The sequence below is a fragment of the Pseudomonas sp. St316 genome (assembly GCF_018325905.1).
Classification (GTDB): domain Bacteria; phylum Pseudomonadota; class Gammaproteobacteria; order Pseudomonadales; family Pseudomonadaceae; genus Aquipseudomonas.
The window spans coordinates 2,409,385-2,432,888 of record NZ_AP021901.1; the positions used below are offsets into that span (position 1 = coordinate 2,409,385).

The window sequence follows — 23,504 nt, forward strand, 5'->3', positions numbered from 1 at the left end:
GCCGGAACTCCCTGCGAACGCCGACCCTCATAGTTTATGAATGTCTCGCAGGAGCCCGTCATGAGCGATGACCTCAAACTTGCGTCGCTGGCCGATTGGCAGCGATTGTTCGACGACAAGGCCTACTGGCAGCAGTCACCGGATGCTCACTTCACCGAACTGATGCGGGTCGCCAATGATTTATTTGGCCTGGGGGCTATCGACCTGGCGCAGTGGCAGGACTTGAAAACCAAGGCTGAACAACTGCACCTGCGCTCCCCGGATGCCAACGTCGCTGAAGAAGTCGCTGACCCCGACGCCTGATCCCAGGCCTGAAAGATTCAAGGAGTTCGCCATGAAGCACAGTCCCGATCAAACACCGCAGAACCCCGACGAACCGGCGTTGCCCGGTGAAGTGGAGCGCGATAACGATGCCTTGCGGCCCAACGACCCGGCCAAACGTAAACAACGGCACGGCGACTCTGATGCGGGGGATACCGATGCGCAGAAAACCGCTCGGAGGGGCTGAAGTGCGACACCCCGACGGGTATTAAAAGAGTTTTTTAATGACTGTTTGTTTTTTATGCAGACAACTTTTGTACTTGTCCATGTTTTGTATAACTGTTTGTACAACTGTCGCATGAGTGCCATCCGGACACCGTGGCAAGCGGGCAGTCCTCAAAGCGTTCGAACAAGTGAGTAATGATCAGTCGTCGGCAGTTACAATAAAGATAAACAATTATTTAAACAGGCTCACGGACATATTCCAAAAGTTCGATTATTATCATGCCCGTTCGCCCAGTGTCAGGCTCTTTACCAGTGCACGGATTGCCGAGGCCATCGCACTGGGCGAACACCTCTCGGGGCCAAGCATAACCTTTTGCTTAAATGCACATCGGCCAGCAGACCTGGCCGGTGCATTGATGCTTGCTCTCGAATTAACTGACGACAGGCACGCGCCAGTCATCGGAACCCGAGGTGCCGCTGACTTCGTGGGTCCAGGTGATCTTGCGATACGAGAAGTGCACATCTTCCAGATGGGTAAAGTGTGCGTTTGCCGGGTCCTGGCAGTTGAACATGTAGTCCTTGATTTCGACGATGGTCGCGTCCCACAGCGTAGTGGTGAAGTAGTGTTGCTGGATCCCTGCGCTCGATGTCCGGAACCATTGGATCACCACTTCTTCCATGCACTCAGCGCTGGTCAGGGCCCCCAGCAGCAGCGGCGTGGACTTATCGAATACCTTGGTGATGATGAGCGGGTGATGAATGCGTTGGCCAGTTGGCTGGCCAGATTGGGGGTCACGCGGGACGCTCACTTGGTGTTGGAAGCCTTGGACCATGATTCTGTCTTCGCGACCTTCCTGATAGATATTGCCAACCGAGTCGGCTGTAAACGCGCCTTTAGTGATCAGACCTTGCTTGATGCCGGTGATGGTCATGTACGCTGGGGTAGCCAATGGATGCTCTCCTTCCTGGATAACTCAAGGGCCTGGGACAGTAGTTGTCCGAGGTGGCCTGAGGGCTATCAAGAGCTATGCCATTAATAAAAAAACTATGTATATCAATTGGTTGTGTTTTTATTTTGAATGTTCCTGCCGAGGGAGAAGCGGAATATGTGTAAGGCGCCGCCCAGTGCCGTGCACTCTCTTGCGCAGCGGGCTCGCGCTACCGGCCCCTCGGCTGTAACGGCTTGATCATTGTGCTTGGCGGCAGGTCCGTAGAGCAACTTCCTACATACCTATCTCAGCCCTGCATTCATCAATGGAGCGCTGTTGTGTCTCGGCGTACAGGCCCAACTCATCGATCGTCGCCCGTCCCAGTGCTTCTTCAAACGACTGGCGATTGGACTGCCCGGCATAGTGACTCTGGGCGGCATCGCCGAGGTTCGACTGGAAGATACCGGCGGCGCTGACCGGTAGGAAATCTTCGTACACCAAGGGTTCGGCGCGCAGGTATTGCTGCTCCAGCAAGTGTTCCAGCGAGGCCGTTTGCTCGACGGTGCCCTTGGCGGCGAGGCCTTTTGGCGTCACGAAGTAACGGAAGTACGCCAGGGCCTGTCTACGCAGTTCCTCGTGGGTGTCAGGGAATTGGGCAAAGTGTTCGCTCATCAGCGTGTTGTAGCGTGCGGCGTTGGCTTCGTTGGGAAACTCTCCCAGCGCGTCGCGCGCCGCGTTCAGCAATTGATCGTAGAGCGCGCGGCCCCTGGGCGTGAGGGCCGCGCCACGTTGTTCGATTTCGCCGAAGCGGGCGCTGTGGCTGCCTTGGGACTGCGACTGGTCGGTGAAGGCGACAGGTTCGTCGAGTGCCTTGAAGCTGGTCTGGCGCAGCAGGATCGGGCATTGGCGACGGGGTGGGCCTTCGATCACGGCTTTGGGGGTAATACCGTGCACGGGCATCCGGGCCTGGACGATGTCGATGTCCAGGGTGCGTGGCGTCAGGTGATTGATGTGCGGGCCCTTGAATGCCACTACATCGGCGATCAGGCGATGTTGGGTGCTCAGTTGCCGGTACTGCTCGGCGGTGACGGTGGCGCTGTGGTGCCAGCGAAAGGTTTCCAGGGCCTGCAGGACGAAGTCCTCAGCCTGGGACTCGCTCAGGCCACCCTGGTATTCGGCCAGCTCTATGAGCTCAAGGGCCCTGGGGGTGAAGATCTGCCGTTTGTCCAACACAGCCTCGGCAAAGGCCCGAAGCTCGGTGTTCTCGATCAGCTCCAGGCGCAGCAGCGAGGTAAACACCCGGAATGGGCTGATCTGCAGCGCGCTTTCGTGCACGGCGCGAAAGGCGGTGGAATGCACCGGCACCCCGGCAGGCGTGAGGTCGTAGTAGCCCACCGGCTGCATGCCCATGACCGCGAACAGACGCCCCAGGGTCGCCAGCTCGGTGGCGGTGCCGACGCGGATCGCACCGTGGCGTTCCAGGTCCAGGCGCTCCAGTTCGCCAGTGCTGCGCAGGTGTGCGGCCAGGACCGGATCTTCGGCCATCACTTGGGCGTTGGTGTGTTCCACCAGCTTCATCAGGGTCCCATACAGCGGCACCTCGTCGCGGTACATGTCGGACATCGCCCTGGAGAAGCGTTGGCGGATCAGGTCGGGGCTGACGAAGCTCATCGTAAGAATTCCTGGCGAGGGCTGTGGGAAAGTTGGACGAAAGATCGCAGCCTTCGCCAGCCCCGGCAAACGAAGAATCTTCAGGACTTCATTCTGCCAGGGACTGATCCACTAGCTCGATCCAGTGCCGCACGGGCGTGCGACCAGCGCCGTCGAGGTGGTTCTGGCAGCCGACGTTGGCGGTGACGATCAGCTCCGGCTGGCCACTTTCCAGCGCGTTTAGGCGGTTGTCGCGTAGCTGCCGCGCCAGGGCCGGCTGGGTCAGCGAATAGGTGCCGGCCGAGCCGCAACACAAATGGCCGTCGGGCACCTCGGTGAGGTTGAAACCCAGCCGCGTCAACAATGCTTCGATGCTGCCACCGAGTTTCTGTGCGTGTTGCAAGGTGCAGGGGCAATGCACGGCGATACGCTGGTTCCTGGCTGCGCAGATCTGTTCCAGCGGTTCCTTGCCGAGCACTTGCACCAGGTCCAGTGCCCGTTCACTCACCTGTTTGGCCTTGGCGGCGTAGGCACGGTCATGTTCCAGCAGATGCCCGTAGTCCTTGATGAATGCGCCGCAGCCGCTGGCTGTCTGGACGATGGCTTCAGCGCCGTTTTCCAGGTGTGGCCACCAGGCGTCGATGTTCTGGCGGGCGCGGTCCAGCCCGGTGGCCTGGGCGTCGAGGTGATAATCCAGCGCGCCGCAGCATCCGGCTTGCGCACAGGGGATCACGCTGATGCCGAGTCGATCCAGTACCCGCGCTGCCGAGGTATTGGTGTTGGGCGACAGGCCCGGTTGCACGCAACCTTCGAGCATCAACACCGTACGCCGATGCCGCAGAGGCGGGCGCTCGCCGTGAGGCGGGGAAGGGCGGGGCAACTTGGCGATCAGGTTCGCCGGCAGCAACGGACGCAAGACCGTCCCAAGACGCAGCAGGGCCTTGAACCGCTCGGGGCTGGCGGCCAGGCTGCGCAACCCCAGGCGCAGCGCGCGTTGGCCGGCGGGGCGCGGCACGGCACGATCGACCACCGCCCGGCCGATGTCCAGCAGGTTGTGATAATCCACGCCGGATGGACAGGTGGTCTCGCAGTTGCGACACGACAGGCAGCGATCCAGGTGCAGTTGGGTGCTGGCCGTCGCCGGCTGGCCTTCGAGCACTTGCTTGATCAGGTAGATGCGTCCGCGCGGGCCGTCCAGTTCATCGCCGAGCAATTGGTAAGTGGGGCAGGTGGCATTGCAGAAACCGCAATGCACGCAACTGCGCAGGATCCGCTCGGCTTCTTCGGCGCGGGGCAGATTTTTGCTTTCCTCACTGAACCGAGTCTGCATAGTTAGCGTCCTGAACTAAAGCTCCGGGTACATCCGCCCAGGGTTGAACAGCCCCAGGGGATCGAGCTGGGCCTTGAGTTGCCGGTGATAGCGCAGCAGTGCCGGGGCCAGCGGTTGGAACGGTGTATCGCAGGCACCCTGACGATAGCAGGTGGCATGGCCGCCCACTTCATGGGCCAGGGTTTGCACGGTATTGGCATCGGTTTTCAACCAGCGTTGCGCGCCGCCCCAGTCGATCAGTTGCGTGCCGGGCAGGGCGAGGGGGCCGGTGTGGTTGGGCAATGACAGGCGCCACAGCGGCAAGCCTTCATCGAAGAATGCCAGCCGGTGCTCATTGAGTGCCGTCCAGTACTGATCGTCGATCACCTCACCACCGAAACGTTGATGAGCGGCGCTGACCGAGCCTTCGCCACCCTCCAGGCGCAGGTGCAGGCAGCCGTCGTCATGGCTGGCGGCGCTGATGGGCAACGGCTGGCGGCCCCATTCGGCGAGTTTCTCCAACGCCTCAGTGCTGTCCAGTTCCAGGCGAATGCTCAGGCTGTGACGGGGCTTGGGCAGGACCTTCAAGGAGACTTCGGTGATCATCCCCAGGCAGCCGAAACTGCCGGTCAACAGGCGCGAGAGGTCGTAGCCGGCGACGTTCTTCATCACCTCGCCGCCGAAACGCAGCAACGTGCCGTGGCCGCTGATCAGGCGCGTGCCCAGGACGAAGTCGCGCACCGAGCCGGCCCACGGGCGACGTGGTCCCGATAGTCCGGCAGCGACCATGCCGCCGACCGTGGCGTCGTCGCCGAACGCCGGCGGTTCGCAGGGCAGCCGCTGCCCGGCGGCGTCGAGGGCGCTGAGCAGCTCGCGCAATGGCGTGCCGGCCCGGGCCGTGATGACCAATTCGGTGGGGTCGTAGTGGACGATGCCACGGTGCACGCGGGTGTCCAGCACTTCGCCGGCCACTTCGTGCCCCAGGAAAGCCTTGCTGTTAGAACCCTGGATGCGCAGCGGCGTGGCGTCGGCCCGGGCGCGATTGACCTGTTCGAGCAGCAGGGCGCTGGCGTCCTGGTCGGCTTGGCGGTTCATCAGAAACGCTCCAGTTCAGGAAACGGCAACTGCCCGCCATGGATGTGCATGGCACCGAACTCGGCGCAGCGGTGCAGGGTGGGAATGTTCTTGCCGGGGTTGAGCAGGCCTCGGGGATCGAACGCTGCTTTTACCGCGTGGAACAGGTTCAGTTCGTCGCTGTTGAACTGCGTGCACATCTGATTGATTTTTTCCCGGCCGACGCCGTGCTCGCCGGTGATGCTACCGCCCACGTGCACGCACAGTTCGAGGATTTTCCCGCCCAGGGTTTCGGCACGCTCAAGTTCGCCAGGCTGGTTGGCATCGAACAGGATCAGGGGGTGCATGTTGCCGTCACCGGCGTGAAAGACGTTGGCGACGCGCAGGCCATGCTCGGCACCGAGGCTGGCGATGCGCTGCAGGACCTCGGGCAAGGCGCGTCGCGGGATGGTGCCGTCCATGCAGTAATAATCCGGCGCCAGGCGCCCCACCGCCGGGAAGGCGTTCTTGCGCCCGGCCCAGAACCGCAGCCGTTCAGCCTCGTCCCGCGCCTGGCGCACCTCGGTGGCACCGGCCTGTTGCAGCACCTGGCGGACCCGTTCGCAATCGTCATGGACATCGGCTTCGACTCCGTCCAGTTCACACAGCAGGATCGCTTCGGCGTCCACCGGATAGCCGGCGTGGATGAAGTCTTCGGCGGCACGGATCGCCAGGTTGTCCATCATTTCCAGGCCGCCGGGGATGATCCCGGCGGCGATGATGTCGGCCACCGCCCGCCCGGCCTTGTCCACCGAATCGAAACTGGCCAGCAGCACCTTGGCGACCTGGGGCCGGGGCAACAGTTTGACCGTCACTTCGGTGATCACCCCCAGCAAGCCTTCGGAACCGGTGAACAGTGCCAGCAGGTCCAGGCCCGGCGAATCCAGGGCTTCGCTGCCCAGGGTCAGGCGTTCGCCTTCGACGGTGAGGATTTCCAGCTGCAACAGGTTATGCACGGTCAGACCGTACTTTAGGCAATGCACGCCACCGGCGTTTTCCGCGACATTGCCGCCGATGGAACAGGCGATCTGCGACGACGGATCCGGTGCGTAATACAGCCCGAACGGCGCCGCCGCCTGGGAGATCGCCAGGTTGCGCACACCTGGCTGAAGCCGTGCGGTGCGGGCGTTGGGGTCGATGTGCAGGATCTGGTTGAACCGCGCCATCACCAGTAACACGCCGCTTGCCAGAGGCAGGGCGCCGCCGGACAGACCGGTCCCGGCGCCCCTGGCGACCACCGGCACATTCTGCCCGTGGCAGAGCTTAAGCAACGCTTGCGCCTGCTCGACGCGCCTGGGCAATACCACCAGCAGGGGCGTGGTGCGATAGGCTGACAAGCCGTCGCATTCGTAGGGCTTGAGGTCTTCCTCGCGGTGCAGGATGTCCAGGTCTGGAATCTGTGCTTGCAAGGCTTGAAGCAGGACCTGCTTGTCCACCTTGGGCAAGGGGCCGTCGAGGTGTTCGTCGTAGAGGATGTTCATGCAGTCGATACCCCTCTGCCGCCACTAATCCCTGTGGGAGCGAGCTTGCTCGCGATGGCGGTGTGTCAGCTTGCATTCATGTTGAATGTGTCATCCCTATCGCGAGCAAGCTCGCTCCCACAGGGGGTTCATTCTGTTATTTTTGCATCGCCGTCACTGCCCCAACCCCTTGAGAAATTCCCGGTACAGCGCCGCGGTTTTTCCCGGTCGTTCGACCATGGGCATATGGCCGATACCGTCCCAGATTTCCACCCGCAAATCGGCGATGCCCTTGCTCCACACCGGCACGCTGCTGACGTCGATCAGCCGGTCCTTGCGCCCCCAGAGTAGCAGCGACGGGGCACGGATGTCGGCCAGGCGCGGTTCCATCGGCGGACTGGCGCGAAAATCGACGAAGATCTCCGCCAGTTCATCGCGGCGCTGTTCGTAACGTTCGGCCATGGCCGCCAGCACCACGCTGGGCACCCAGGGTGGGGAGGCCATGGTCATTGCGTAGAACGGCGCGAAATCGTCCCGCGAGTCGACGAGGAACGGGTTATGCCCGGCGGCCAGGTGGCGTTCCATGTCGCTGGCCTGGGGTGCGGTGACACCGGCCGGATCGATCAGCGCCAGGGTCAGCACGCGCTCGGGCGACGTGGCCGCCAGCCATGCGGCGAGGTAGCCGCCCATGGAATTGCCAATCACATGGACCTTGTCCAGGCCACAGGCGTCGAGCAATTCGATGACCCGCCGGGCCTGGGTCGGGATGTCATAGCCGCCACCGGCCTTGAAGCCGGTTTCGCCGTGGCCGGCCAGGTCGGGCACCACCACCCGGTAGTCGCCGACAAAATGCCGGGCAAAGCGTAGCCAGAGATTCTTGTCGGCGCTGTAGCCATGCAGCATCAGGATGCTGCCGGACGCTTCATAAGGCCCACCTTGCCAGGTCGAGACGGTCATCTCGCTGATGGGGACGATGATCTTGTGCAACCGGTAGAGACGTGCCTCCAGCGCCATGCCCATGTCGTACAGCACATGGCCGATGCCTGGATACGTCAACCAGCTCCAGGCGATAAACACGGCAAGGACTACCCACAACACCAGCATGTTTTGCCCTCCATGGGTCAGATACCGTTAAGTGAAGCTGAAACCCGAGCACATCGCGATGAGATGGCCGCATTTGCTTTGCTACTGGCTATGACAGCCCCCGGATGACTCATGTATAGCCAAAATTCGCGGCAGGGCCCGACATTTAGAAGAGAATAAATACCCCTTCATTCAGTGGTGGCTATTTGATGCTGCCCTGATAGACTCCAAGCGACCCCCCGTCCCAATGACCTGGGAAACCCGCAGTGCAGAGGCTTCTATGCAAAAAACGGGAAAAAAGGGACGGACGTTGGCCAGGAGGCTGTATATATCGCGCATTCTGGGCCTGACGCTGGGGTTGCTGTTGGTGAGTGCTGCCGTCTTTCCCCTCGAGCCGGCGCCGTGGGTCTGGGGTTTCATGCTATTCAACGGCCTGCTCTGGCCGCATCTGTCTTATTGGTGGGCTCGCCGATGCGCGGTGCCGTATCACGCCGAATACCGAAATTTGTTGATCGACGCTTTTCTTGGCGGCTTCTGGGTCGCGGCGATGCAGTTCAATCCGCTGCCCACGGCCGTCACGTTGGCGATGATGGCGATGAACAACGTTGCCATCGGCGGCCTGCGTTTCCTGCTTATCGGGGCGCTGGCCCAAGTGGCAGGCATTGTCGTGGGTGAGCTGATCTTCCCGTTGACCAGCGTGCCCATGACCAGCCCGGCGCAGATCTACGCCTGTTTGCCGTTGCTGTGCCTGTATCCGATGGCACTGGGTTGGTTTTGCTTTCGCCAGGCCTACACCCTGGGCCGGCAAAAGCGCGAGTTGCTGGCCCTGAGTCGTACCGACAGCCTGACCGGGTTGCTGAACCATGGCGCCTGGAAAGATCGCCTCGACGAGGAGTTCCAGCGTTGCTTGCGTCAGCCACCGGAGCAGCTACCCCATGGCGCGATTGCGCTGATCGACATTGACCATTTCAAGGTCATCAATGACACCTACGGCCATGGGGCCGGCGATGTCGTGCTGCGCCAGCTTGGCAAGCTGCTCAGGCAAAACCTGCGCGCCGCCGACGTGGTCGGGCGTTATGGTGGCGATGAGTTCTGCGTGATTCTGCCGGACCTGACGCTGCACAACGCCGTGCAGGCCATGGACGGTTTGCGCGAGCGTTTCGCGACCCTCAGCTACGAGCAGGACCCGGCGCTGAAGGTGAGCTTGAGCATTGGCCTGGCGGCGTTCAACCCGGCCTATGGCGACGCGAGCCTCTGGCTTAGCGATGCGGACCAGGCGCTGTACGCAGCCAAGACCACCGGACGCAACCGGGTCACTTGCCACCGGCATCGGCAGGTGTCGGCGGAGGCCGTCATTTCCCTCTGAGATGGCCACCTGCTGTCTAGAGCCTTGGTTCATTGTCGGGTAGGGTGCCTGTGGCACTCTTTCGATACGGAACAAGGATGAAATCATGACGATGACCGCTCTTCGCACTCGCCTGGCCGTCAGTCTCGGCCTGAGCCTGGCCCTTGGCGCCTTCGCCCCCATGGCCTTTGCGCAGCCCCACCAGCAAGTCCTGACCGACGCCGAACAATACAAGGGCGAAGCCCTCAAACTGTTGGAACGGCTGGTGAATGTCGACTCCGGTTCCGGTTATGTAGCGGGGCTGACCCAGGTCGGTGACATTGCCATCGACGAATTGAAGACGCTGGGCGCCACCATTGAAAAGGTGCCGAATTCAGACGGTACCCAACACATCCTGGCGACCCTCAAGGGCACTGGCAAGGCGAAGATCCTGCTGATGGCCCACATGGACACGGTGTTCAAGGAAGGCTCGGCCGCCGAGCGTCCATTCCACATCAAGGACGGTCGCGCTTATGGGCCGGGGGTGATGGACGACAAGGGTGGCATCGTCGCCGGGATCTATGCGTTGAAGATCCTCAAGAACCTCGATTTCAAGAATTACGCGCAGATCACCTTCCTGCTCGATGCCAGCGAAGAAACCGGCTCGGACCTGGCCACCGACCTGATCAAGAGAACCGCCAAGGCCCATGACGTGACCCTCAACCTCGAGCCGGGGCGCCCGGCCGATGGCTTGGTGGTGTGGCGCAAGGGCAGTGCCACGGCGTTGGTGGAGGTCAAGGGCAAGGTATCCCACGCCGGTGTCGCGCCGGAACTGGGGCGCAATGCGGCGATGGAAGCGGCGCATCAGATTCTGCAACTGGGCAAGCTCGGCGACGCGCAAAAGAAAACCACCATCAACTTCACGGTGCTCCAGGCGGGCGACCGGACCAACGTGATCCCCGACCGGGCCAGCGCCAAGGCTGACGTGCGGGCGGCGGTGCCGGAGGAATTCGACCGCATCGAAAAAGACCTGGCCCGGGTGTCGCAGGACAAATTGATCGCCGACACCGAAGTCACCACCAGCCTCAAGCGCGGCCTGCCGCCGATGCCGCAGACGGCGGAGTCGGACCGGTTGATGGCCATGGCCCAAGGTATCTACGGCGAACTGGGGCGCAAACTCACCGAAGAAGGCAGCGGTGGGGCGGCGGATGCCAGCCTGTCGGCCGGGGTGGGCACACCGACGCTGGATGGCTTTGGCATTGTTGGCGGCAACATTCATACGCCGGAGGAATACGCCGAAGTTGAGAGCGTGGTGCCGCGGATTTATCTGTTGTCGCGGATGATCATGGAGTTGGCGGGGCGGTAACGCGCTGCCCGTTCTTTAAGGATACGCAGGCTCTTGTGGCGAGGGAGCTTGCTCCCGCTCGGCTGCGCAGCAGTCGTAGAGCCGGCTGATGCGGTCTGCCTGAAAGAGCGCGTCAACCCATTTGGGGCTGCTGCGCAGCCCAGCGGGAGCAAGCTCCCTCGCCACAGGGTTTTTGGGTGAGCCAGCTAGCGCGCTTCGACGTTGTCCAGCGCGCGGTTTGCCATCTGCCCACTCAACTCGATCAATTGCTGGATACCCAGCGCAATGTGGCGCCTTGAGCCTTCCAGATCGAAAGCCAGGTCGCTGGGCATGGCATTGGCCGAGGCCAGGGTTTCGCTGAGGTTGGCGAGCAGGGATTCGGTGTGTGGCGAGGGAGCTTGCTCCCGCTCGGCTGCGCAGCAGTCGTAAAACCGGCGGCTGCGGTGTCGCTGGAATACCGGGTCAATCCGTTTTGGGGCGGCTTCGCCACCCAGCGGGAGCAAGCTCCCGCACCGTCCCGCTGTGGGAGCAAGGCTTGCCCGCGATGAAGATGACGCGGTCTCCTGGCGAACTGAGGTGCCTGCATCGCGAGCAAGCTTTGCTCCCACAGGAATTTGTGTTGCGCCGCTTGACCAGGTTCAGTAGACCCAAACCTCCACCCGCCGATTCCGGATCCGCCCTTCGTCTTCATTATTGGCCGCCACCGGCATCAGCGCGCCGAACCCTCGCACTTCGCGCAGCGCCACGCCGTATCTGACCAGTTCACGCCGCACCGCCATGGCCCGTAGTTTGGACAGAAGGTCGGCCCGCGCCGGATCGTCCTTGGCGTCGCCAAACCCCACCAGTGTCACGCGCCGGTCGGTTTTGCCGTGCTGCTTTATATAGTCGAGCACGCGGCCCAGGTCCTGGTGGGCCTTGTTGTCCAGGCTGGCGCTGCCTTCTTCGAAGCGGAAGTTCACGGTCAAGCGTTGGGCGTGGCGGCTCAAGGCCTGGTAACCCTCGGGCATCAGTGCATTCGGCGTGACGGCCATGGCCTGGACGGTCTGGGCGATGAACCCATTGGCCGCGACGATGGCCTGGCCCTGGTCGCTTTGGGTGAACTCAACCAGCGCCGTGGCCCACGGGTTGGTTTCCCGAGGGGGCAAGTAGAAGAACAGCCGACGAGACAAGGGATAGTCTTCGGTGGCGATCAGGTTGTTCAACGGCAACATGGGTTGGGAATCACCGTCGACAATCGCCAGTGCCTTGGCCTGGCGAATGTAGGGCAAACCGATGAAACCGATGCCCTGAGGGTCCTGGCTGACCGCGTCGGACAACTGTTCGCTGGATTCGAAGCGCCGTGCTGAAGGATCCAGCCGTTTGCCCTGTCGGCTGAGGACCAGTTCCTTGAAGGTATCGTAGGTGCCGGATTGTTCATCCCGGGCATAGAGATGAATGGGGCCGCCGAGACTGCCCACGGTTTCCCAGGTTTTCGCCTCGCCACTGAATATTCGCGCCAGTTGCACGGTATCAAGCTGACGCAGCGGGTTCTGCGGATGAAGAATAATCGCCACGCCATCAATGGCGATGACCTGCTCGGCGGTAGGACTTTTCAGGTCGCCCAGGGACGACAGTTCCTTCAGCTCGCTGTCCTTGATTGGTCGCGAAGAGGCGGCCAGGTCGGCGTTGCCCTGCTTGAGGGCGGCGAAACCGGTGCTGGAGCCGTGGGCCGCGATGTCCACTTCCACCCGCCGGCCGTCTACGGTCTGGCCGACGATGCGCTGCTCGTTGTCGCGACCGGTGATTTCGCTGCTGACCCTGAGCAGCCCCTGATCTTCCATCAAGCCCCTGACCAGGGCCGGCCCGAGCGCTGCGCCGATGGTGTTGGAGCCCTGGAGGCGCAGGGCCGGGCCCTGTTCGGGAACGGGCAAACTGCCGGCCGATACCATGAACGGCAGCCAGAGGCCGATGAAAAAGACAACGCGCAGCCGCATGCCGGCACCTTCTGAACCCGAGGAAGTGCCGGAAGATTAAGTCAGTCAGGTTACTGAAAGGTGACAGGGTTGCGACTTGTCAGGCGCAGCAGAGTGGTGCGGGAGCAGTGTGTTGTGGGAGCAAAGCTTGCTCGCGATGAACGATGACACGGTCCCGCCGTTAAACCGGGGCGTCTGTATCGCGAGCAAGCTTTGCTCCCACAGGGTTGGTGTGGATGCCCCGGATTTAGCTCAACTGCAACCAGATCGGCGCATGGTCCGACGGTTTTTCCATGCCGCGCAGCTCATAGTCCACCCCGGCATCCTTGACCCGTGGCAGCAGGCCGTGGGAGGTGAGGATCAGGTCGATGCGCAGGCCGCGCTTGGGCTCGTCTTCAAAACCGCGACTGCGGTAGTCGAACCAGCTGAAGCGGTCGGTGACGTCCGGGTTCAGGTGACGGAAGCTGTCTACCAGGCCCCAGTTCTTCAGGCGGGCCATCCATTCGCGTTCTTCCGGCAGGAAGCTGCATTTGCCGGTTTTCAGCCAGCGCTTCATGTTGTCCGGGCCGATGCCGATGTCGCAGTCTTCCGGGGAAATGTTCACGTCACCCATTACCACCACCGGTTGATCGTTACTGAAGCGGCTTTCCAGCAGTTGCTGCAAATCGCTGTAGAAACGTTCCTTGGCCGGGAATTTGGTCGGGTGGTCGCGGCTTTCACCTTGTGGGAAATAACCGTTCATGATGGTCACCGGCACGCCGTTGGCATCGGCGAAGGTGCCCCAGATGAAGCGCCGCTGAGCGTCTTCGTCATCGCCTTCGAAGCCTTTGTACAGGCTCAGCGGCGCCTGGCGGGAGAGCAGGGCGACGCCGTAGTGACCTTTTTGCCCATGGTAATGAACGTGGTAACCCAGGGCCTGCACCTCGGCCAGGGGGAATTGTTCGTCGTGGACCTTGGTTTCCTGCAGCCCGATCACATCCGGCTGGTGCTTTTCGATCAGCGCCGCCAACTGATGGGGACGAGCGCGCAGCCCGTTGATGTTGAAGGAGACGATCTTCATGGTCGACTGTCCTGGCAAAACTGCGATGCTAGCTGACATGTGGGAAGGGAGCCAGCGTGGCAGTAGGACAAATGCGCTGCTAATGTCCTTTGCATGTAGGAACGATCACGACCCTCTCGGGTTCGTACTCAATAAGAGCAGGGCCTCACCGAGCCTCGCCCCAGGAGAACCAACGCCATGCCTGAAACCGCCACCGCCATCGCCGACATCCATATGCTCGACAGTGGTTATTCCCGTGAAGCCCGTTCGTTGCTGTACCAGGCCTATCGCCACGAGCCGACCTTCAGCTACCTGTTCGAATCCGAGCGCCCCGGCTATGAACAGCGGGTACGGGCCACGGTGCGTGAGCTGGTCAAGCAGCATTTTCTCCAGGATTTGCCGGCCATCGGCTTGCTGGTCAACGACCGCCTGATCGGAATCGCCCTGATCGCCCCGCCGCAGCGGCGCCTGGGCATCACCGAAAGCTGGGCCTGGCGCCTGCGTATGGTCTTGAGCACTGGTTTTCGTTGCACCCGGCGCTACCTGGATTATCACGCGGCGGTGGTGGCTTGCCTGCCGTCGGATGCGGTCCATGTATTGCCTCTACTGGGGGTGCACCCACAGTTTCAGGGCAAGCATTTTGGCGAACAGTTGCTTGAGGCGGTGCATAACTGGTGTGCGGTGGATGAGCACTCCCAAGGCGTGGTACTGGACACCGGCAACCCACGTTACCTTGAGTTTTATAAGCGCCAGGGTTACGAGGAAATCGGCGAAGTGGCGGTAGGACCGATCCGCGAGCATGTGTTCTTCCACGCCAACCCGCAGGTTCTGCAAAGCGCAACGGCATAGTCGGCCGAACTTTTGCGAAATGTCCGGCTCTATCAAGCACCTACGCTCGTGATAGCATCCGCGCCATGAACCTCTCAGGAAGAATGACCAGTGGCGCGCTCTTGCTGTCCCTCAGCTGCGTGGCGCTGGCAAACAGTGAATTGGAAGTACGGGTCAAGCCGTCCAACGATGAACTCAAGGCCAACGTAGAAGGTTACATCGGTGGCGTGGGGGATCGTGACGAGGAGGCCTTGCTGCGCTTCAGCCGTGGCGCCGAGGAGCAGGCGCGCAAGGCTGCCCAGGCGCTGGGCTACTACCAGCCGCAGATCGACAGTGAGGTCAAGGGCGGCAAGGACCCACGCCTGGTGCTGACCATCGACCCCGGCGAGCCTGTGCATTTGCGCAACGTCACCGTGCGCATTGATGGCCCGGCGGCATCGCTCAAAGCCTTTCGCGTACCCAGCAACGCCGCCCTCAAGCCCGGCGCGGTGCTCAATCATGGGCGCTACGAAGACGCCAAGCGAGTCATCCAGAACCAGGCCTCGCGCTATGGTTTTTTCAGCGGGCATTTCACCCGGCAGAAACTCTTGGTGGACCCCCAGGCGGGCATCGCCGACATCGAGCTGATCTACGACAGCGGTCCGCGCTATGCCCTCGGCCCGGTGAGTTTTGAGGGCGACACGCCGTTCGACGAAGACCTGCTGCAGCGCATGGTGCCGTTCAAGGCCGGCACGGCGTACGACTCCGAACTCATTGCAGAGCTCAACCAGGCCCTGCAATCGAGCGGCTATTTCGAAGGCGTGCGCGTGGATGCCGCACCCACCGCCGCCACCGATAACGTGATCCCGGTGGCGGTCAAGCTCGATACGCGCAAGCCGCGCACCATGGGCCTGGGCCTGGGCTTTTCCACCGACGTCGGGCCCAGGGCCAAAGCCAACTGGACGCGCCACTGGGTCAACCCCCAGGGCCACAGCTATGGCTGGGAAGCGGAAGTGTCGGCGCCTCGACAGAACGTCGGCCTGTGGTACGACGTGCCACTGGACCCGCCGCTGACCGACAAGATGCGCTACGCCGGTGGTTATCAATATGAAGAACTGGCCGGCACCGACAGTCTCAGCAAACTGCTCACCCTGGGCCCGGAATGGCACAGCAAGTTGCCCAGCGGCTGGCAGCGGGTGGTGTCGCTCAAATGGCAGCGCGAGGAGTACCGCCTCGGTGATGATGCGGGCTTGAGCACGCTGCTGATGCCGGGCGTGAGTTATTCCTACCTGCGCAGCGACAACCGCATCGACCCGCACAACGGCTACCGTTTGCAGTTCGACACCAAGGTTGCCAAGGAAGGGCTGGGTTCGGACAACAACCTTATCTATGGCACCGCCATGGTCAAGGGCCTGACCACGGTGTTCGACAAGCATCGCTTGCTGGCGCGGGCGCAGATCGGCGGCAGCGCCACCAATGGCTACAAATCCGTCCCGCCGTCCCTGCGTTTTTTTGCCGGTGGTGACCAGAGCGTGCGGGGCTATGACTATCAGAGCCTGTCACCGGAGAACGCCGAGGGCGACCGTATCGGTGGTCGTTACATGGTCGCCGGCAGCCTCGAGTATCAATATTCAATCGCGGAAAAATGGCGGGTGGCGACGTTCATCGACCAGGGCAACTCGTTTAACCGCCTCGAGCTGCCGAGCCTCAAGACCGGCGTGGGCGTCGGCGTGCGCTGGGTTTCGCCGGTGGGTCCGATCCGCCTCGACCTGGCCCATGCGATGGACGACGACGGTGGCATCCGATTGCACTTTTCCATGGGGCCTGAGCTGTGACGCGTGGTTTGAAGATAACGCTGCTGGCGTTCGCCGGGGTGCTGGCGGCGGTCGTGCTGGCCTTGAGCGTTGTGCTGGGCACGGGATTCGGCAGTCGCTGGGCGCTCGGCCTGGTGCCGGGGCTGACCGTGGAGAATTTCCAGGGCCGGTTGGGCGGGCAGTGGAGCGCCGATCGCCTGCTGTGGCAGCAGGACGCCAGTCGGGTGGAGGTGGATCGGCTGATATTCGCCTGGTCGCCAATGTGCCTGGCACGCATGACCTTGTGCATCGAACAGCTCAAGGCCGACCAGGTCGCCTTGCAATTGCCAGCCTCTGCCGATGAACCGAGCAGCGGCCCGATCAGCTTGCCGGACCTGGATTTGCCATTCGCCATCGAACTGGGCGACGTGCAGGTCGGCAGCCTGTCGTTCAACGGCAGCGAGCAGCTCAAGGGCCTGCAATTGGTTGCCCACTGGACCGCCGAGGGCATGCAGATCGATTCGGTGCAATTGCAGCGCGATGAGCTGAGCCTGAAACTGTCCGGCCTGCTGAAGCCGGGCGGCGACTGGCCGTTGAATGCCGAGGGCCGGTTGACCTTGCCGGCGCCGGGCGCCACGCCCTGGGCGCTGGACCTGAAAGTCGACGGCAACCTGCTCAAGACCCTCAACCTCAAGGCCGACAGCAGTGGTTACCTGCAAGGCCAGTTGAGCGGTGAACTGCAACCGCTGGCGGACAACCTGCCCGCCAAGGTGCGCATCAGCGCCGACGGCTTCAAGGCCAGTGCCGAGCTGCCCGACACGTTGTTGCTCAATCAGCTGGAATTGACCGGCGAAGGTGATCTGAAGAACGGCTATCAACTGCTCGGCAAGGCGACGCTGCCCGCCGAAAAAGGGCCGGTGGCGTTGTTGCTGCAAGGCACGGTGGACGCCAATGGCGCTCAGATCGCCGGCCTGGATCTGGATGCCGGCGATCAGCAAAGCCTGAAACTCAGCGGCCAATTGGACTGGCGCGAAGGCCTGCACGCCGAAGCGAAAGTCGCCTGGCTGGATTTCCCCTGGCATCGCCTCTATCCGCTGATCGACGAGCCACAGGTGACGTTGCGCAGCTTCAACGGCGAAGTCTCCTACACCGATGGCCAATACCTGGGTAACTTCCAGGCTGCGCTGGACGGACCCGCCGGAGCCTTCAGCCTGGAGAGCCCGTTCAGCGGCGACCTGACGCAAATCCACTTACCGCAGCTCAGGCTCGCGGCGGGGCAGGGCAAGGCCGAAGGGCACCTGAGCCTGCAATTTGCCGAGGGCATTGCCTGGGACACGGCGCTGCAACTGTCGGCCATCAACCCGGCGTATTGGCTTGGCGAGCTGCCCGGGACCCTCGCCGGGCCGTTGCGCAGCCAAGGGGCGATGAAGAACGACCGCCTCGAGCTCGACGCGGACCTGGACCTCAAGGGCAAACTGCGTGGCCAACCCGCGGTGTTCCAGGCCAAGGCCAGCGGCGCTGGCGAGCAGTGGAAGCTCAGCTCGCTGGATATTCGCCTGGGGGATAACCGCATCAACGGCAGTGCCAGCCTGCAAGAGAAACTGATCGGCCAGATCGACATCAAGCTCGCCCGCCTGGCTCAGCTCTGGCCGCAATTGCGCGGCCAAGTCGTCGGCCGTGTCGATGTGGCCGGCACGCTCAAGGCCCCCCAAGGCAAGCTTGGCCTGCAAGGTACGCAACTGGCCTTCCAGGACAACCGCCTGCAAAGCCTGAACCTGGACGCGACCCTCGACAGCGCCCAGCGCGGCAAGCTCGACCTCAAGGCCAGCGGCATCCGCGTCGGCGAAACGTCGCTGGGCGTGTTGACCGTCAGCGGGCAGGGCGACATCAAGCAGCAAAAAATCAACCTGGACCTGCAAGGGCCGCAGCTCGACACGACCCTGGCCCTCGATGGCGCGCTCGACCAGGGCAATTGGCGCGGGCGCCTGGCCACCGGCGACGTGCAGGCCGGCGGTCAAGCCTGGCGCCTGCAAGCCCCGGCGAAACTGGAGCGCCTGGCCGATGGCACGCTTAATGTCGGCGCTCATTGCTGGCGTTCCTTTGATGCCAGCCTGTGCGGTGAAGACCAACGGCTGATGCCGGAGCCGAAGCTGCGCTATCACCTCAAGCAATTCCCCATCGAAAGCCTGGCCCAGTGGATGCCCAAGGATTTTGCCTGGCAGGGTCGGCTCAACGCGGACCTGCAACTGGACCTGCCGGCCAGCGGCCCGAATGGCCGGGTCCTGGTGGACGCCAGCGGCGGTACTTTGCGGGTTCGGGACAAGGAGGGCGATAAGGCGCAATGGCTGGACTTTCCCTACCAGACCCTCACGCTCAACAGTCGCCTGACCCCCAAGCGCATCGACACCGACCTGAACTTCGTCGGCGCCAAGCTCGGCGAACTGATGCTGCAGGCGCAGATCAACCCGCTACCGGCCAGCAAACCCTTGAGCGGCTCGTTCCGCCTGACCGGCCTGGACCTGTCCGTGGCCCGGCCATTCGTGCCGATGGTGGAAACCCTCACCGGTCATCTGAACGGCAGCGGGACCTTGTCCGGTGGTTTGCTCGCGCCCCAGGTCAACGGCAACCTGGTGCTCAGCGACGGCGAAGTGTCTGGCCCGGAACTGCCGGTCAGCCTCGAAGCCTTGCAGATGCGGGCAACGATTACCGGCGAAGCGGTGCAGCTCAATGGCAATTGGAAAAGTGGCAAGAACGGGCAAGGCAGCCTGAACGGCAACATCGGCTGGGGCGATGCCCTGACCATGAACCTGGCCCTCAAGGGCTCGCAACTGCCGGTCACCGTCGAGCCTTATGCGGTGCTCGACGTGGCGCCCGACCTCAACATCACCCTGCAGGGTGAGCGGCTTTCCATTGCCGGCAAGGTCCTGGTGCCCAAAGGCGAGATCACCATCCGCGAGCTGCCGCCGTCCACGGTCAAGGTCTCGGATGACACGGTGATCGTCGGCCACCAGACCGAAGAGGGCAAGGCGCCGGTGGCCATGGCGATGGACGTCGACGTGATCGTTGGCCAGGACAAACTCGCGTTCTCGGGTTTCGGTCTGACCGCCAACGTGCAGGGCCAGGTTCACATCGGCGACAACATGGACACCCGCGGCGAGCTCTGGCTCAACGACGGTCGCTATCGGGCCTACGGGCAACGGCTGACGGTGCGACGGGCCCGGCTGCTGTTCGCCGGGCCCATCGACCAGCCCTACCTGGACATCGAAGCGATCCGCCAGACCGATGACGTGATCGCCGGCATCCGCTTGAGCGGCAGCGCCGAGCAACCGACCACGCAAATCTTCTCGGAACCGGCCATGAGCCAGGAGCAGGCCTTGTCCTACCTGGTGCTGGGCCGACCGCTGAGCACCACCGGCGAGGACAACAACATGCTCGCGCAGGCGGCGCTGGGCCTGGGCTTGATGGGCAGTTCGGGCGTGACCACCAGCCTGGCCAATAACCTGGGGATCGAGGATTTCCAGCTCGACACCCAGGGCAGCGGTAACGCCACCAGCGTGGTCGCCAGCGGCAACCTGTCGGAAAAACTCAGCCTGCGCTACGGCGTCGGCGTGTTCGAACCGGCCAACACCATCGCCCTGCGCTACAAGCTCAGCAAGAAGGTCTACCTCGAAGCCGCCAGCGGCGTCGCCAGCTCGCTGGACATCTTCTACAAGCGCGATTTCTAGCCCCCCTTCCCCGAATCCCCTGAGAGCTAAGTCTGTGTGGGAGCAAGGCTTGCCCGCGATATAGGCAACCCGGTCTATCAGTCGAACCGGGGTGATGCTATCGCGGGCAAGCCCAGCTCCCACACAACCTATGTGCATAGCAAGCTAACTATTCGATTGACATTTGCTGCCTAAGCAGTAATATCTCGACATACATTCACTGCCTAGGCAGCAAACGGTGGTCAGATGAAGCATTTCACCCCAGACAACTTTCGCAATTGCCATCTCGGCATGCTGCTCGGCCGTACCGCGCTGCTCAAGGACCGGATCATCGACACCCACATGGAACCCGTCGGCATCACCGCCGCGCAGTTCAAGGTGTTGATCATCATGGCCCAGTACGGCATCGAGACGCCGGCCGAGCTGTGTCGTTACCTGTCTTTGGACAGCGGCTCGATGACGCGGATGCTCGATCGCCTGGAGCAGAAAGGTTTCCTGGCCCGTGAACGCTCCGCCCAGGATCGCCGGCAAGTGCGCCTGGTGTTGACCGACGCCGGCCAGGCCCTCGCCGATCGCCTGCCGTTTATCGGTGCCGAGGCCATGAACCAGTTGGCCGGCGCCATCAGCCCCGAGGAGCTGCAAACCCTCGAACAGATCCTCAAGAAAATTCTGCTCGCCGCCGGTGACCCTATCACCGTGTCGCGAATGGGGGAAAAAAGTGAAGCGTAAAACCTTGCGTACCCGATTAAGCCTGGTGGTCCTGGCCATGAGCCTGGCGGGCTGTGCCAGCTACAGCGGCCTGAAGACCGAAGGCGTCAGCCTGGAGGCCCAAAGCCTCAAGGCCGGGCAATCCCTGAACGGCGTGACGCTGTCGCAGGCAGCGTGGCCGAAAAGCGATTGGTGGAAGAGCCTCGGCGACCCGCAACTCGATGGGCTGATCCGGGAAGCCTTGCGCGATAGCCCTGACATGCAGATTGCCAGCGCCCGGGTGCATCAGGCCAGTGCCGCTGCCTATGCCGCCAACGCGGCGCGCCTGCCGACCCTCGATGCCAGCGGCGGCGCCAGCCGTTCGCGCCTGTCCCGTGACCAGGACCCGCAAGGGCAGGGCGGGGCGTACAGCACCCTGCGCACGCTGGGTGTGAATTTCAATTACAACTTCGACCTCTGGGGCGGCCAGCGTGCCGCCTGGGAAGCCGCCCTGGGCCAGGCCCGCGCCGCCGAGATCGATCGCCAGGCCGCGCAACTGACCCTGGCCGCCGACGTGGCCCGGGCCTACAGCGACCTGGGCCAGGCCCACATCATTCATGATCTGGCGGCGGAAGACCTCAAGCGCACCCGGCAAATGCTCGACCTGAGCAAACGCCGCCTCAGCGCCGGGATCGACAGCGAGTACCAGTTCCAGCAGACCGAAAGCCTGGAAGCCAGCGCCGATGCAACGTTGATCGACGCCGAAAAACGCCTGCAAAGCGCCAAGATCGCCCTGGCGGTGCTGTTGGGCAAGGGCCCGGACCGTGGCAGTGAAATCGCCCGGCCCAACGTGCTGCAGTCGAGCGCGGTTGCCTTGCCGTCGAACCTGCCGGCCGAGTTGCTGGGCCGTCGTCCGGACCTCGTGGCAGCCCGTTGGCGGGTCGAGGCGGCGAGCAAGGACATCGAGGCCGGCAAGACCAATTTCTACCCCAACCTCAACCTGAGCGCGGCGGCGGGGGTACGGTCGCTACTGGGCGATGCGATGTTCGGCTCGCCCAGCCGTTTCTTCAACGTGGCGCCGACGGTGTCGCTGCCGATCTTCGATGGCGGCCGCTTGCGGGCGGACCTGGATGCCCGGGACGCCGATTACGACCTGGCGGTGGCGCAATACAACAAGAGCCTGGTCACGGCCCTTGGGGATGTCAGCGACACCATCAACCAATTGCGTGACATCGCTCGCCAGATCGGCGCCCAGCAACATGCCACTGATATCGCACAGAGCTCCTACGACACGGTGGTCCAGCGCTACGGCTCGGGCATCGGTAATTACCTGGACGTGCTGAGCATCGAGCAGCAATTGCTCCAGGCCCAGCGTCAACTGGCGAACCTGAATGCCGAGCAGATCGATTTGTCGATCCAACTGATGCAGGCCCTGGGCGGTGGTTTCGAAGCCCAAACCCTGGCGGCGGCCACGCCGGCCCCAGCCACGCCGAATAACTGATTCGAGGTACTTGTCATGGCGACTGCCGAAACGACTCAATCCGAACAAGCGCAAGACAACGGTAATCCACGCAAGCGCAAGGTCATGCTGTTGGCTCTGGCGCTGATCGTCATTCTCGCGGGCCTGGGTGTGTGGGGTTGGCATGAACTGTACGGCCGCTGGAACGAAAGCACCGACGATGCCTATGTGAACGGTAACGTGGTGGAAATCACGCCGCTGGTCACCGGCACCGTGGTGAGCATCGGGGCCGACGACGGCGACCTGGTGCGTGAAGGCCAGGTGCTGGTGCAGTTCGACCCGAACGACGCCGAAGTCGGGCTGCAAAGTGCCCAGGCCAACCTGGCCCGGACCGTGCGCCAGGTGCGTGGCTTGTACAGCAACGTCGATGGCATGCGGGCGCAGGTCAATGCGCAAGAGGCCGAAGTGCAAAAGGCCCAGGAAAACTACAGCCGACGCAAGAACCTGGCGGACGGTGGGGCGATTTCCAAGGAGGAACTGTCTCACGCCCGGGATGACCTGACCTCGGCGCAGAACGCCTTGGCCAATGCCCGGCAACAGCTCAAGACCACCAGCGCCCTGGTGGACGATACCGTGGTGTCGTCCCATCCCGACGTGCAGTCCGCCGCCGCACAGTTGCGCCAGGCCTTCCTGGCCAACGCCCGCAGTACCTTGATCGCCCCGGTCACCGGGTATGTCGCCAAGCGCACCGTGCAACTGGGCCAACGGGTGCAGCCTGGCGCAGCGTTGATGGCGGTGATCCCGCTGGATCAGCTGTGGATCGACGCCAACTTCAAGGAAACCCAACTGCGCGACATGCGCATCGGCCAGCCGGTGGACATCGAAGCCGACCTGTACGGCAGCGATGTGAAGTACAGCGGCACCATCGACAGCCTTGGCGCCGGGACCGGCAGCGCGTTTGCCTTGCTGCCGGCGCAGAACGCCACCGGTAACTGGATCAAGATCGTCCAGCGGGTGCCGGTGCGCATTCATATCAATGCCCAGGAGCTGACCAAGCATCCGCTGCGCATTGGCCTGTCGACCCTGGTCAACGTCGACCTGCACGACCAGAGCGGCCCGGTACTGGCCCAACAGCCACCGCAGAAAGCCTCGTTCAGCACCCAGGTCTACGACCGGCAACTGGCCGATGCCGACGCGATGATCACGCGCCTGATTCACGACAACAGCGCCGTGGCGAGCAAGACTGCCCAGCGCTGATCACCCTGTGGGAGCCGAGCTTGCTCGCGATAGCGGCATGACAGGCAACAAAGATATTGGCCGTAAGGGCCCCCATCGCGAGCAAGCTCGGCTCCCACGGATTTTGT

The 23,504-nt window shown here is 62.8% G+C and carries 19 protein-coding genes; 10 read left to right on the forward strand and 9 right to left on the reverse strand.

The features are described 5' to 3' along the window. Positions 1–60: 60 nt before the first annotated feature. Both KI237_RS10920 and KI237_RS10925 read left to right on the forward strand, forming a co-directional pair. Entirely contained in the window at positions 61–303 is a 243-nt protein-coding gene (locus KI237_RS10920; protein ID WP_212799814.1) for a hypothetical protein, read from the forward strand. A 31-nt stretch (positions 304–334) separates the two neighbouring features. Continuing rightward, on the forward strand, positions 335–508 hold the full coding sequence (locus KI237_RS10925; RefSeq protein ID WP_212799815.1) for a hypothetical protein: 174 nt from the start codon (positions 335–337) through the stop codon (positions 506–508). A gap of 409 nt (positions 509–917) precedes the next feature. Here the strand turns inward: KI237_RS10925 and KI237_RS10930 are convergent, their stop codons facing one another. The 6 genes from KI237_RS10930 to KI237_RS10955 all read right to left on the reverse strand — a co-directional run bounded on the left by KI237_RS10930 (position 918) and on the right by KI237_RS10955 (position 8,051). Continuing rightward, positions 918–1,436, reverse strand: coding sequence for an Hcp family type VI secretion system effector (locus KI237_RS10930; protein ID WP_212799816.1), 519 nt, complete (start codon positions 1,434–1,436; stop codon positions 918–920). Between the two features lie 273 nt (positions 1,437–1,709). Further along, positions 1,710–3,086 carry a 2-oxoadipate dioxygenase/decarboxylase HglS gene (hglS, locus tag KI237_RS10935; RefSeq protein ID WP_212799817.1) on the reverse strand — a complete coding sequence of 459 codons (1,377 nt, stop codon included), beginning with the start codon at positions 3,084–3,086 and terminating at the stop codon, positions 1,710–1,712. 88 nt (positions 3,087–3,174) lie between these two features. Continuing rightward, positions 3,175–4,395, reverse strand: a complete 1,221-nt coding sequence (gene glcF / locus KI237_RS10940; RefSeq protein WP_212799818.1) for a glycolate oxidase subunit GlcF — start codon at positions 4,393–4,395, stop codon at positions 3,175–3,177. 15 nt (positions 4,396–4,410) lie between these two features. Next, positions 4,411–5,469, reverse strand: coding sequence for a glycolate oxidase subunit GlcE (glcE, locus tag KI237_RS10945; RefSeq protein WP_212799819.1), 1,059 nt, complete (start codon positions 5,467–5,469; stop codon positions 4,411–4,413). Next, positions 5,469–6,968, reverse strand: a complete 1,500-nt coding sequence (gene glcD, locus KI237_RS10950) for a glycolate oxidase subunit GlcD (protein ID WP_212799820.1) — start codon at positions 6,966–6,968, stop codon at positions 5,469–5,471. Before glcD ends, glcE begins: the two co-directional genes overlap by 1 nt. Before the next feature lie 153 nt (positions 6,969–7,121). After that, the gene (locus tag KI237_RS10955; RefSeq protein ID WP_212799821.1) at positions 7,122–8,051 is read right to left on the reverse strand and encodes an alpha/beta fold hydrolase; all 930 of its coding nucleotides are present in this window, start codon (positions 8,049–8,051) and stop codon (positions 7,122–7,124) included. 259 nt (positions 8,052–8,310) lie between these two features. On the opposite strand from KI237_RS10955, the gene KI237_RS10960 reads away from it, so the two are divergent. Continuing rightward, positions 8,311–9,396, forward strand: coding sequence for a diguanylate cyclase (locus KI237_RS10960; RefSeq protein WP_212799822.1), 1,086 nt, complete (start codon positions 8,311–8,313; stop codon positions 9,394–9,396). Positions 9,397–9,481: 85 nt separating this feature from the next. Beyond that, positions 9,482–10,720, forward strand: a complete 1,239-nt coding sequence (locus tag KI237_RS10965) for a M20/M25/M40 family metallo-hydrolase (protein ID WP_212799823.1) — start codon at positions 9,482–9,484, stop codon at positions 10,718–10,720. 185 nt (positions 10,721–10,905) lie between these two features. On the opposite strand, the gene KI237_RS10970 is transcribed toward KI237_RS10965, so the two are convergent. The 3 genes from KI237_RS10970 to xthA all read right to left on the reverse strand — a co-directional run bounded on the left by KI237_RS10970 (position 10,906) and on the right by xthA (position 13,711). Beyond that, complete coding sequence (locus KI237_RS10970; protein WP_212800720.1) at positions 10,906–11,202, reverse strand: DUF6124 family protein; 297 nt, start codon at positions 11,200–11,202, stop codon at positions 10,906–10,908. Between the two features lie 135 nt (positions 11,203–11,337). Beyond that, on the reverse strand, positions 11,338–12,672 hold the full coding sequence (locus KI237_RS10975; protein ID WP_212799824.1) for a substrate-binding domain-containing protein: 1,335 nt from the start codon (positions 12,670–12,672) through the stop codon (positions 11,338–11,340). Between the two features lie 226 nt (positions 12,673–12,898). Continuing rightward, entirely contained in the window at positions 12,899–13,711 is an 813-nt protein-coding gene (gene xthA / locus KI237_RS10980; RefSeq protein WP_003203684.1) for an exodeoxyribonuclease III, read from the reverse strand. A 177-nt stretch (positions 13,712–13,888) separates the two neighbouring features. Between xthA and KI237_RS10985 the strand changes: the two genes are divergently transcribed. The 6 genes from KI237_RS10985 (at position 13,889) to KI237_RS11010 (ending at position 23,397) form a co-directional block, all read left to right on the forward strand. Continuing rightward, positions 13,889–14,539, forward strand: a complete 651-nt coding sequence (locus KI237_RS10985; RefSeq protein ID WP_212799825.1) for a GNAT family N-acetyltransferase — start codon at positions 13,889–13,891, stop codon at positions 14,537–14,539. A 65-nt stretch (positions 14,540–14,604) separates the two neighbouring features. Further along, positions 14,605–16,332: an autotransporter assembly complex protein TamA gene (locus KI237_RS10990; RefSeq protein ID WP_212799826.1), complete on the forward strand. Its 1,728-nt coding sequence runs from the start codon at positions 14,605–14,607 to the stop codon at positions 16,330–16,332. After that, positions 16,329–20,015 carry a translocation/assembly module TamB domain-containing protein gene (locus KI237_RS10995; RefSeq protein WP_212799827.1) on the forward strand — a complete coding sequence of 1,229 codons (3,687 nt, stop codon included), beginning with the start codon at positions 16,329–16,331 and terminating at the stop codon, positions 20,013–20,015. The genes KI237_RS10990 and KI237_RS10995 overlap by 4 nt, the downstream gene beginning before the upstream one ends. 225 nt (positions 20,016–20,240) lie before the next feature. Beyond that, complete coding sequence (locus KI237_RS11000) at positions 20,241–20,723, forward strand: MarR family winged helix-turn-helix transcriptional regulator (protein WP_212799828.1); 483 nt, start codon at positions 20,241–20,243, stop codon at positions 20,721–20,723. Further along, positions 20,713–22,182, forward strand: coding sequence for an efflux transporter outer membrane subunit (locus tag KI237_RS11005; RefSeq protein WP_212799829.1), 1,470 nt, complete (start codon positions 20,713–20,715; stop codon positions 22,180–22,182). Before KI237_RS11000 ends, KI237_RS11005 begins: the two co-directional genes overlap by 11 nt. Before the next feature lie 15 nt (positions 22,183–22,197). After that, positions 22,198–23,397 carry an HlyD family secretion protein gene (locus KI237_RS11010; RefSeq protein ID WP_212799830.1) on the forward strand — a complete coding sequence of 400 codons (1,200 nt, stop codon included), beginning with the start codon at positions 22,198–22,200 and terminating at the stop codon, positions 23,395–23,397. The last annotated feature ends 107 nt before the right edge of the window (positions 23,398–23,504 follow it).

Bases quoted from the DNA above. Each gene is read 5' to 3' on its own strand.
- KI237_RS11000 (WP_212799828.1), top strand. From the start codon at position 20,241: ATGAAGCATTTCACCCCAGACAACTTTCGCAATTGCCATCTCGGCATG.
- xthA (WP_003203684.1), bottom strand. From the start codon at position 13,711: ATGAAGATCGTCTCCTTCAACATCAACGGGCTGCGCGCTCGTCCCCAT.
- hglS (WP_212799817.1), bottom strand. From the start codon at position 3,086: ATGAGCTTCGTCAGCCCCGACCTGATCCGCCAACGCTTCTCCAGGGCG.
- KI237_RS10955 (WP_212799821.1), bottom strand. From the start codon at position 8,051: ATGCTGGTGTTGTGGGTAGTCCTTGCCGTGTTTATCGCCTGGAGCTGG.
- KI237_RS10925 (WP_212799815.1), top strand. From the start codon at position 335: ATGAAGCACAGTCCCGATCAAACACCGCAGAACCCCGACGAACCGGCG.
- KI237_RS10985 (WP_212799825.1), top strand. From the start codon at position 13,889: ATGCCTGAAACCGCCACCGCCATCGCCGACATCCATATGCTCGACAGT.
- KI237_RS10920 (WP_212799814.1), top strand. From the start codon at position 61: ATGAGCGATGACCTCAAACTTGCGTCGCTGGCCGATTGGCAGCGATTG.
- glcF (WP_212799818.1), bottom strand. From the start codon at position 4,395: ATGCAGACTCGGTTCAGTGAGGAAAGCAAAAATCTGCCCCGCGCCGAA.
- glcE (WP_212799819.1), bottom strand. From the start codon at position 5,469: ATGAACCGCCAAGCCGACCAGGACGCCAGCGCCCTGCTGCTCGAACAG.
- glcD (WP_212799820.1), bottom strand. From the start codon at position 6,968: ATGAACATCCTCTACGACGAACACCTCGACGGCCCCTTGCCCAAGGTG.
- KI237_RS11010 (WP_212799830.1), top strand. From the start codon at position 22,198: ATGGCGACTGCCGAAACGACTCAATCCGAACAAGCGCAAGACAACGGT.
- KI237_RS10965 (WP_212799823.1), top strand. From the start codon at position 9,482: ATGACGATGACCGCTCTTCGCACTCGCCTGGCCGTCAGTCTCGGCCTG.
- KI237_RS10990 (WP_212799826.1), top strand. From the start codon at position 14,605: ATGAACCTCTCAGGAAGAATGACCAGTGGCGCGCTCTTGCTGTCCCTC.
- KI237_RS10975 (WP_212799824.1), bottom strand. From the start codon at position 12,672: ATGCGGCTGCGCGTTGTCTTTTTCATCGGCCTCTGGCTGCCGTTCATG.
- KI237_RS10960 (WP_212799822.1), top strand. From the start codon at position 8,311: ATGCAAAAAACGGGAAAAAAGGGACGGACGTTGGCCAGGAGGCTGTAT.